The sequence below is a fragment of the Micromonospora sp. NPDC007230 genome (genome assembly GCF_042869115.1).
Taxonomy (GTDB): Bacteria; Actinomycetota; Actinomycetes; order Mycobacteriales; family Micromonosporaceae; genus Micromonospora.
On record NZ_JBIAFE010000012.1, the window covers coordinates 91,933 to 101,964 of the forward strand.

General features: G+C 75.2%; 8 protein-coding genes. 1 reads left to right on the forward strand and 7 read right to left on the reverse strand.

Annotated features, from left to right (window positions below; translation table 11 throughout):
* Positions 1-11 precede the first annotated feature (11 nt).
* Positions 12-1,997 carry a condensation domain-containing protein gene (locus tag ACFYML_RS18785; RefSeq protein ID WP_387421808.1) on the reverse strand — a complete coding sequence of 662 codons (1,986 nt, stop codon included), beginning with the start codon at positions 1,995-1,997 and terminating at the stop codon, positions 12-14.
* A gap of 87 nt (positions 1,998-2,084) precedes the next feature.
* Here ACFYML_RS18785 and ACFYML_RS18790 point away from each other — a divergent pair, with 87 nt between their 5' ends.
* Entirely contained in the window at positions 2,085-2,807 is a 723-nt protein-coding gene (locus tag ACFYML_RS18790) for a class I SAM-dependent methyltransferase (RefSeq protein WP_387421809.1), read from the forward strand.
* 53 nt (positions 2,808-2,860) lie between these two features.
* Here ACFYML_RS18790 and ACFYML_RS18795 read toward each other — a convergent pair whose 3' ends face one another.
* Genes ACFYML_RS18795 through ACFYML_RS18820 form a run of 6 tightly spaced genes read right to left on the reverse strand, consistent with a single transcriptional unit; the run spans position 2,861 to position 10,030 of the window.
* A complete protein-coding gene (locus ACFYML_RS18795; protein WP_387421810.1) occupies positions 2,861-4,006 on the reverse strand; it encodes a class I SAM-dependent methyltransferase in 1,146 nt (381 codons plus the stop codon).
* Complete coding sequence (locus ACFYML_RS18800; protein ID WP_387421811.1) at positions 4,003-5,364, reverse strand: methyltransferase; 1,362 nt, start codon at positions 5,362-5,364, stop codon at positions 4,003-4,005. The genes ACFYML_RS18795 and ACFYML_RS18800 overlap by 4 nt, the downstream gene beginning before the upstream one ends.
* Positions 5,354-6,769 carry an ABC transporter ATP-binding protein gene (locus ACFYML_RS18805; RefSeq protein WP_387421812.1) on the reverse strand — a complete coding sequence of 472 codons (1,416 nt, stop codon included), beginning with the start codon at positions 6,767-6,769 and terminating at the stop codon, positions 5,354-5,356. The genes ACFYML_RS18800 and ACFYML_RS18805 overlap by 11 nt, the downstream gene beginning before the upstream one ends.
* Positions 6,766-7,587, reverse strand: coding sequence for an ABC transporter permease subunit (locus ACFYML_RS18810; RefSeq protein WP_387421813.1), 822 nt, complete (start codon positions 7,585-7,587; stop codon positions 6,766-6,768). The genes ACFYML_RS18805 and ACFYML_RS18810 overlap by 4 nt, the downstream gene beginning before the upstream one ends.
* Positions 7,584-8,507, reverse strand: a complete 924-nt coding sequence (locus tag ACFYML_RS18815) for an ABC transporter permease subunit (protein ID WP_387421814.1) — start codon at positions 8,505-8,507, stop codon at positions 7,584-7,586. Before ACFYML_RS18815 ends, ACFYML_RS18810 begins: the two co-directional genes overlap by 4 nt.
* Positions 8,504-10,030: an ABC transporter substrate-binding protein gene (locus ACFYML_RS18820; RefSeq protein WP_387421815.1), complete on the reverse strand. Its 1,527-nt coding sequence runs from the start codon at positions 10,028-10,030 to the stop codon at positions 8,504-8,506. Before ACFYML_RS18820 ends, ACFYML_RS18815 begins: the two co-directional genes overlap by 4 nt.
* Positions 10,031-10,032: the final 2 nt, after the last annotated feature.

The following is a 10,032-nucleotide window of genomic DNA, read 5'->3' on the forward strand; positions in this document are numbered from 1 at the left end:
TGGTGCTCCCTCTACTGGGTCGGGGTGGGGCGAGCGGCGGCGGCGAGGCCGGCAACGGTGGGCGCGGCGAGGAAGTCCCGTACGGTGGCGCCCGTGAGGCCGTCGCGGGCGAGCCGGGCGAGGGCGCGCACGGCGAGCAGGGAGTCACCGCCGAGGGCGAAGAAGCTGGCGGTGCGGTCGGTGACCGCGACGCCGAGCAGGTCGGCGAAGACGGCGGCGATCTGTTCCTCGACGCGATCGCGGGGTGGGCCGGGCTCGTCGTCGCCAGCCTGCGGTGCCTCGTCGAGCAGCCCGAGGCGTAGGCCACCGGCCAGCGGGTCGGGGTCCGGCGTGGCAGGCAGCGGCACCGCCTCATGCCAGGCGTCGGCGTCGGCGAGGGCGGCAGCCTGGTCGACGAACTCGGCGAACGCCCGGTCGACCTGCTCGGCGGACAGGATCTCGGCGACGGTGCTGAACACAAGTACGAGTTCGTCGTCAAGTTCGAACAGCCGCGCTTCGAGGGCCACCTGCGGGGTACGCAGCTGGTGGTGGTGGTCGGCGGCGTTCACGTTGCCGAGCGGGCCCGCGTGCCGGGGCGCCCGTTCGCCCATCGCTGCGTCCATGCCGATGGTGCTGAGGAACACCACCGGGGCGACCGGTCGGTGGGTGCCCCGCAGGCGGGCGAGGTCGCGGGCGATCTCGACACCCGAGACAAGGTTGTGGGCCGTGTGCTCGGCGAACCGGCGCTGGGTCTGCCCGGCCAGTTCGGCGAAGCTGGCGCCGGGTGGCAGGTCGACCGGCAGCAGCATGGTGGAGGCGAATGCGCCGACGAGGCGGTGCACGTCGGGGTGCAGCGGAAGCCGGTTGAGCTGCAACGTGTTCAGTAGCAGCCGGTGGTGCCCGGCCCAGCGGGCCAGCACCGTGGCGTAGACGGTGAGCAGGGCGACGGACGGTGTGACGCCCTGCTCGGCGCACCGCTGCCGCAGCGCCGTCCAGACGGCTGCCGGCAGCCGGGCCTCCCGGTTCGCCATCACCTGAGGCGTCGCCTCGGTGGGGTCGCGGGTCAGCGGTAGCGCCGGCGCTGGCGGCCAGCTCGGCAGTTGCGCCCGCCACCAATCTCGGTCGGCTCGCCACCCGGTGGTGGCGGGAAGTTGCTCGAGGGCGTTGACGTAGTCGCCGAAGTCGACGTCGAGGGCGGGCAGGGTGGCGTTGACGTCGGCGGCGAGGGTGAGCAGCTCGCGGGTGAGCACGTTGGACGACCAGCCGTCGACCAGCAGCAGACTCAGCGACAGGTGCAGTCGGCCCCGGCCGGCGGGCAGCAGGCTCAGCCGCACGTCGACGCCCGGCCCGCGGGTGGGATCGGGGCCGCGGGTGCTCATCTCGCGGCGCAACACCTCCAGCCGAGCGTCGGGGTCCGGATCGTCGCGCAGGTCGAGCATGTGCAGCGGCGGAACCGCGCCGGGATGCTCGAGGGGCAGCACGTGCTGGTGGCCTTCCGGGGTGACCCGGGCCCGCAGGGTGGGCTGGTGGGCGGCCAAGCGCTGCAGCGCGTCGCGCAGCGCCTCCGGTGCCTCGTCGGGGTCGACGTCGGTCAGGGCGAGGTCGAGGTAGTAGTGCGCGGAGTCGTAGGACAGTTCCCAGCCGTCCTGCTGGCCGACGAAGTAGCCCTGCTGCAGCGGCAGCAGCGGGAACGGTGCTGCCGGGTCGGCGCGGCGGTGCAGGTCTACGGGCAGGGGCCGGTCGCCGGTCGTGGTGCCGGCGGCGCGGCTGGCGACCAGGGCGGCCAGTTCGGTGAGCGTGGTGTCGACGCGTACGTCGGACAGGGCGAGCTGCACGCCGAGTCGCCGACGGACCAGCGCGGACATCCGTACGGCCAGCACGGAGTCGCCGCCCAGACGCAGGAAGCTGACGTCACGGGGTAGCGCGTCGGGGTCGATGCCGAGCAGTTCGGCCCAGATGCCGGCCAGCACGGTGGTCTGGTCATGCTCGGTGGGGGCGGCGGTCGAGGTGAGGGTCATGGGCGGCGCAGCCTCCAGCGGTGATGGCCGGGATGTCACTACGGCAGCCTAGTCGAAAATGAGAACGGTTTCCACTAACCTGGCGGCATGGAAGATGGGTACGAAGCCTCCGGGGAGTTCATCGACGTCCTGAGTGGACCGGCGTGGCAGGTGCTCCGCGACCCGGTGCGGGCGGCGCTGCGCGGGGTCGAACCCGAGCACGGGCCGGTGCTCGACGTCGGCGCCGGCACCGGCCTCGGTACGCAGATACTGGCCGGCGCCTGCCCCGCCGCGGCGGTGCTGGCCGTGGAGCCGTCGCCGGTCCTGCGGGCGGTGCTGCTGTCCCGCGTGGCCGCCGACGCGGACCTGCGCGAGCGGGTCACCGTGCTGGCCGGCGATGCACTCGGCGCGCCACTACCCGAGCGGCTCGGCGCGGTGCTCGCGGCCAACATGATCGGGCACCTGCCCCCGCAGGACCGGCGCGAATTCTGGCATCGGGTCGCCGCGCGCCTGGCGCCCGGCGCGCCCCTGGTGGTCAACCTGCAGCCGCCGGCCGAGCCGGCGGTGGTCGGGTTCACCACCTTCGGCGCGGTGCGCATCGGCCGGCACACCTATGAGGGCGGCGGCAGCGCCGAGCCGGCCGGGCCCGACACGGTGACCTGGCGGATGCGCTACCGAGTGCTCGACGGCGACGTTGTGCTGCGGGAATACACCGTCGATTACCCCTGGCACGTACTGTCGGAGCACGACCTGAGGGCCGAGTTGGCCGAGGCGGGGCTGCGTGCCGAGGTCGGCCCCATGGATGTGGTCCGTGCCGTACGCGTCGGGTGAGGCAGCGGGACCGCGACGGCCGGTGGCCGCAGCGGCAGGACGTCCGGGGCGGCTCACCGGGCTGCCAGGAAGACGTGCTGGCCGAGGGCGCTCAGCGGATCGTCGGGGTGCGGCAGGTCCAGCACGGCGGTGAACCCGGTGGCGGACAGTTGCGCCAGCCACTGGGTGCGGGTGAGGAAGATCCGATCAGTGCCGGCGCGTAGGTCGCCGCTTCCGGCAGCCGGGGTGCCCGGGCGGGCGGACATGAGGAACTGCATCGACGTGGCGATCTGGTAGTGCTCGCGGCAGGATTCGATGAGCAGCAGGTGCCCGCCGGGTGTCAGCAGTGTGCGCAGCCCCGCCAGTAGCCGGGTCACGTCGACGGCGTTGTGCGCGACGTTGGCGGCGACGATGACATCCTGCGAGCCGGCGGGTAGCTGGTCGGTGGGGTGGCGGTTGATGTCGAACAGCCCGTAGGTGAGGAAGTCGTAGGCGGCGAACCGGTCCCGGGCGGTGTCGAGGAAGAACCGGGACACGTCGGTGAAGTGGTAGGTCACCGGCTGCCCGGCCAGCGTGGGCAGTACGTCGGTGGTGGTGCCGCCGATGCCGGCGCCGAGTTCCAGGATTCGCAGCGGCTGCGCCCCGTGGTGCCGGCTGGCCAGCGCGGCGAGGGCGGCGGCGGTGACCGCGTTGAGGTAGCCGTTGATGACGTTGTCCTTGTAGGCGGCCTCGGCGGTGGCCAGGTCGTCGTCGGCGAACAGCAGCGCCTGCAGGGGGACCTCGTCGCGGAGCAGTTGCGGCAGGTTCGCCGCGGTGGTGGTGAAGAACCGGGTCATCGCGGCCGGGTAGCCCAGGCCGGCGCGGGCGGCGTCGAGGTCGCGGGCGGTGGCGGCCAGATCATCGCGGGTGGCCGGGCGTAGTCCGTGGTAGCGGCCGGGGCTGGCGTCGTGACGCAGCCAGCCCTCGGTGCTGAGCACGGCCAGCCAGCGGCGCAGGATCCACCGGTGCCGCGGGGCGACGCGCAGCAGGTCACCGACCTCGTCCGCGGTGCGCGCCACACCTGCCCGGAAGGCGCCGCCAGCGTGCAGCGTGGCCGCCATGGCCACCAGCGCCGCCTCGTCGAGCCGGCGCATGAAGCTCGGCAACGCCGCCCGGTTCACCCCGGCCATGGCCTGCTCGCCGGCCTGCGCCGCCCGCTGCCGGATCAACTCGACGCTCATCCGGCGGTCCGGCCCAGGTCGACGCGGACGGGGGTGCCGGCGGCTGCGGGCAGGCGGCGGCGCAGGGCGCGGCGGGCCTCCTCGGTCAGGCGTCGGCGCACGAACGCGGGCAGCGGCTCGTGGGCCTGCCGGTCGCCGCCGGCAAGGGCAGCGGCCGGAACCGGAGCAGCGTCGGCTGGTGCGACCAGTTCCAGCAGCGTGGGGTCGCGCGGGTCCAGCAGCACCGCCCCGCGGTCGCCTACCACGTCGTGCAGCGCGTGCGCGGTGACCGCGTCCGGGGCGTCCGGGTGCAGCAGCGCGTTGGGGATGCCGTGCACGTGGACAGGCCCGTCGGCCAGCAGCTTCCGCACCACGTCGAGGCGGTCGGGTACCGGCAGGTCAGCCCACCGCACGGCGGGCGGACGCGACGCCGGGGCCGCGGTGTCGACGTGCAGCACGGTGTCGAAGCGGTAGCGGGTCAGTTCGGTGTCGGCCCGCATCGTCTTGGCGTACACGCCGACATGGACGGCCCGGCCGGTGCCGCCGGTGGCGGCGGCGATGGTGGCCGGGTCGACGAGCAGCTCCTCCTCCCGGGCCGCGCGGGCCGTCGCCCGCGCGGCCACGGTGGCGTCGTCGGCGTCTGGGTCGGCGGCGCGTTCGGCCCACCGGCAGAAGTGCTCGTGCAGGCCGGCGTGGCGCACGTCGCCGACGACCACGGCGCCGCCCGGGGCGACGAGGTCGATGGCGGTGGCCACGACATGGGTCAGGTAGGCGACGGTGGGGAAGCATTGGGTGACCGAGTTGAGCACGACGCAGTCCGGCCGCCCGCCCGGGAAGCCCAGCTCGTGCAGGGCCCGTCGTACGGGCGCTCCGGCAAGCTCGTGGGCGGCGGCGCGCAGCACCCGCACGGTGGCCGGCGCGGCCGCCGCCAGGGTGGCTACGGCGTGTTCGGCGACGTCGGTGCCGACGTAGCCGGTCAGGTGCGGGTACAGGCGGTGCATCAGCAGCCCGGTGCCGCAGCCGAGTTCGAGCACATGACGGGCTCCGGTGCCACGGATAAGCGCGACGGTGCGACCGACCCATTCGGTCATGTGGTCGGTGGGCAGCGGCTGGCCCGTGTCGGTGGCCCGCCAGCCGGACAGGTCCAGGTCGTCGGCGTGGCGGCCGTGAGCGCCGGCGTACGTCGCCTCGTACAGCTCGCTCCAGTGGTCGAGGAACTCGACGACCAGCGCGCCGGGGTGGTCGCCGACAGCCAGCGCGGCGGGGTCCGGTGCGATCCGCAGGCCGCCCGCCTCGTCGGGGTACGCGGCAGCGATCCACGGGTGCGCGGCCAGCGCGGCGGCGGCCTCACTGGATGGGGTGGGCGAGTTAACGGGCATGGGCAGGGTCCTCCGCGGTGAGGTCGTTGTCGTGCAGGAGCAGGACGCGGTCGGCGTGGGCGGCGACCGCCGGGTCGTGGCTGGCGGTGAGCACCGCCAGGCCGTCGCCGCGCAGCTGGTCGAGCAGGTCCAGGACACCGGCTGCGGTGGCGGCGTCGAGCGCGGCGGTGATCTCGTCGGCCAGCAGCAGCCGCGGTCCGGCCGCCAGGGCGCGGGCGAGCGCGACGCGTTGCCGCTGCCCGCCGGACAGCTCGTGGGGGCGGCGTGCGGCGATGTCCGGGGCCAGGCCGACCTGGGTCAGCAGCCGCGCGATGTGAGTGTCGGGGGCGTCGACGCCGGCCAGGGTGCGTAGCGGGCGGGCCAGTGTGGCGCCGACGCGGTGGGCGGGGTTGAGCGCGTCGGCCGGGTGCTGGCCGACCAGTTGGACGGCCCGCAGCAGCGGCTGGGTTCGGTGGCGGACCGGCCAGGGCAGGTCCGTGTCGCTGAGCCGGGCGTGCCCGGCGTCGACCGGGTGCAGCCCCGCCAGGGTCCGCAGTAGGGTGCTCTTTCCGCAGCCGGACGGTCCGCGCACCGCGACGAACTCGCCGGCGGCTACCTGGAAGTCGACCTCGCGCAGCAGGGCGGCGCCGCCGGGCGGCTGCGACACCGTCAGGCGGCGGACGCTCAGCAGCGGTGTGGCCCCAGGCGCCGGCCGCGACACCGATCCGGTCGCCGTGGACGTCGCCGGTGCGCCGATCTGCACGACGCGGTCGGCGAGGGCGGCCACGACGGCGGCGTCGTGCGACACGAGCAGGGTGACACAGCGGGGATCGCCACGCCGGACGCGGACCGCGGCGGCCACGAACTGCATGGCCGCCTCGTCCAGAGCGCTGGTCGGCTCGTCGAGGACCAGCAGATCGGGTTCGGCGGCCACCGCCCGGGCGACGGCGACGCGCTGGGCCTGTCCGCCGGAGAGCTGGTGGGCACGGCGGTCGGCGTACCTGGCCGGGGCGAGGCCGACCGCGGCGAGCGCTGCCCGGCTGGATGCGGCGTCGGCGCCGCTTTCGGCGATCAGCGCGGCGGCGCGCCGCAACGGGTGCAGTGCCTGGGCGGGATCCTGGCCGACCACCCCGACGTGGCGACGCCGCCACCGGCGGGCCGCCGCGCCGGGCGCGACGAGCGTGCCCTGCCAGCGCACCTGACCCGCCGCGCGTCGCAGCGGCAGCGCCAGCGCGTCGAGCACGGCCGACAGCAGGACCGTCTTGCCCGCGCCGGACGGGCCGACCAGCGCCACGACCTCGCCCGGCGCGGCGTGCAGGTCGACCGGGCCGATCACGGTGCGTCCGTCAGCGTCCAGGACGTGCAGGCCGGTGACGGACAGCCCGCGGGCCGCCGCCGCGTCTGATGTAGAGCCGTTGCCGGTCATGCCGGCCGTCCGCGGGTGCGGCCGGCGAGCTGACCAGCGACCGTGACGAGCAGGGACACCACGGCCAGCGCGGCCGCGGGCGCGGCCAGCGCAGCGGGGTTGAGCGCGGCGCCGGTGAGGTTCTCCCGGATCATGGCGGCCCAGTCCGGCGCAGGTGGCGCCGGCCCCAGACCCAGCAGACTCAGCGCGGCGGCCAGTTGCAGGGCGACGACGAACCGGGCGGCCAGGTCTGCGCGGACCAGCCCGGCCAGCGCGGGCAGCACCTCCCGCGCCAGGATCACCGGGTCGGACTCGCCGCGGCCGAGAGCGGCCTCGATGTACCCGGTGTGCCGCACCGCGGTGACGGTGTCGGCGACCACCCGCAGAGTCAACGGGGTGCCCCCGCACACCGTGCCGGCGACCACCGCCGCCGGGCCCGGCAGCGCGACGGCGAGGACCATCGCGATCAGCAGCAGCGGCACCGCCAGCAGCAGGTCCATGCCGGCGGTCAGCAGCCGGGAGACCCGGCCGCGGTGCCAGCCGACGACCAGCCCGCCGGCCACCCCGAGCGTGCTGGCGGTGACCGCCGCCGCAGCGGCGGTCACCGTCAGATACCGGCCGCCGACGAGCACCCTCGACAGCACGTCGCGGCCGAGGGCGTCGGTGCCCCACACGGCGTCGGGGCCCGGCGGCGTCCAAGGGGCACCAACCGGAGCGGTGGGATCGTGGGGAGCCAGGATGCCGCCCGCCACCGCCAGCAGACCGACGATCGTTACGGCCGCGACCCCGGTCCAGGCGCCATGCCGGACGCGGGAGAGCCACGCAGCGGGGCCGGTCATGTCGGTGAACGCCGCGCGTCGGTGGCGGCGGCGAGCAGGTCGGCGAGGAACAGACCGGCGAGCACGACCGCGGCGGCGAGCATCGCCACCGCCTGCACCACCGGGGTGTCCCGGTTGGCCACGGCCCCGGTGAGCAGCTCACCGAGCCCGGCGTAGCCGAACAGGGTCTCCACCACCGCGGTCGACGCGACCAGACCACCGGCGACCACCGCGACGACCCGCGCGGCCGGGGCCAGCAGCATCGGGCCGACGTAGAGAACAGCGACGCGCCACCGGGGCAGCCCGCGCAGGTGCGCGTCGCGCACGTACGGCCGGGCGGCGGCGTCCGCGACGACGCCGTGCAGCAGGGCTGCCCCGTACGCCGCCGACGGCAGCGCCAGGCTGAGCACGGGCAGCGCCAGCGCCCGCGGGTCGGCGGGGGTGCCGCCGGGCGGCAGCAGCGACACCGGCGGCAGCCAGGCCAGCATCCCGGCGAACACGGCGGTCAGGCCGGCGGCGACCACCACCTGCGGCACCGCCGCCACGGCGGTGACCGCGGCTGCGGCGATCCGGCCGATCCGCGACGGCGTGCCGGCGACCCAGGCCAGCGCCAGCATCGCCGGCACGGCCGCCGCCAGGGCGGCGGCAGCCAGGGTGGCGGTGGCCGGCAGCCGCTGGCCGACCAGGTCGGCCACCGGCCGGTCGGACAGCAGCGACACACCGGCGTCACCGCGCAGCAGCCCGCCGACCCAGTCCAGGTACCGCTGCCAGGCCGGGGCGTCCAGGCCGGTGCGGGTACGGAGTTCGGCCAGCTGCGCGGCGGTGGCCCGCCCGGCGGTGCGGGCGTCCGCGGCGTCGCCGGGCAGGGCCTCGGTAGCGGCGTACACCAGCACCGAGACCCCGACCAGCAGCAGCGGCGCCCGCACCAGCCGGCGGATCATGCGCCGATCCGAACCTGGTCGATGAACAGCCGGGCGAACCCCGGACCGGTGGGCAGGCCCTGCACGCCCCTGCGGGTCAGGTCCAGGCCGTCGCCGGTGCCCCACACGACGTAGCCGCCCTCGTCGCGGATCTGCCGTTGCAGCTCACCCAGGGCCCGGTTGCGGGCGGCCTCGTCGGGGTTGGCCAGGGCGGCGTTCAGGGCGGTGTCGAACGCCGGCCGCTTCCAGGCCGTCTCGTTGGTGGGGGAGGTGGACAGCAGCGCCACCCGGGCCACGTCGAAGAACGGGATGCCGCCGAAGTAGCCGGTGTAGAAGTCCTGCTTGGCCCACACGTTGGTGAAGTAGGTGTCCGGCGGGTTCAGCTTCACCTGCGCGGTGATACCGGCCTCGGCCAGTTGACGGGCGAACAGGGTCGCGGAGGTGTCCATGCCCGGGTAGGAGGTGGTGGTGTGCAGCGTGACCGTCAGGCCGTTGCCGTATCCCGCTTCGGCCAGCAGCTGCTTGGCCCGGGCGACGTCGCGCTGGCGCGGGGCCAGCCCAGTCGGGGCGGACGGGTCGGCCGGGGCGAGCACGTCGTCGCCGACCTGCCCGTAGCCGAGGAACGCCGCCTGCACCAGCGCCGGCCGGTCGGCGGCCAGCTTGACCGCCTCGCGTACCCGGGGATCGGTGAAGGGCTTACGGTCGGTGCGCATCACGAACGGGTACATGGTCACCGCCGGGCGGCGCACCAGCGTCAGATCGGCGCGGCCTTCGGCCTGCTTCGCCGCCGTCGGGGCGATGCTGGCGGCCACGTCGGCCTGCCCGGACAGCACGGCCTGCGCGCGGGCCTGCGGGTCGGCCACGGCGCGAACCTCGATCCGCCGCAGCGGCGGGGTGGGCCCCCACCACCGGTCGTGGCGTTCCAGCACCGCGGTCTGCGCGTCGCTGCTGACCAGCCGGAACGGCCCGGACCCGGGCACCGGGGTGGTGAAGTCGTCGCTGCCCTCGGGCACCACGAACGTCACCGACTCCAGGGCGCGGGGCACGTCGGCGAACGGCTGCCGGCTGACGATCTCGACGGTGTGCTCGTCGACGACCCGTGAGGCGGCCAGGTCGAACGCGGCGAGCCGGCCGTAGTTCTCGGCGGCCTTGCGTTCGATGCGCCGCAGCGAGTACAGCACGTCCGCGGCGCGCACCGGCCGGCCGTCGCTGAACACGGCGGTGCGGCGCAGAGTGAACCGCCATCTGGTCAGGGTCTTGTCGGGCTGCCAGGTTTCGGCCAGCCGCGGCTGGGTGCGGCCGTCGGGTCCCTGGCCAGTGAGCACGTCGTAGGTCAGGGCGAAGCGCAGCGCGTCGGACTCGTTGGCCAGCCCGCCGTGGGGGTCGTTGCTGGCCGTGGCGGGCGAGCCGATCGACACGTAGCGCAGCGTGTCGCCGGAGGTCGTCGTGGCCGGCGCGGCGGTGCCGCCGCAGGCGGCCATGGTGGCCAGCAGCGCGAGGACGGTCAGGACGCCGGCATGCCGGCGACGTAGAGGAGTTGCCATGA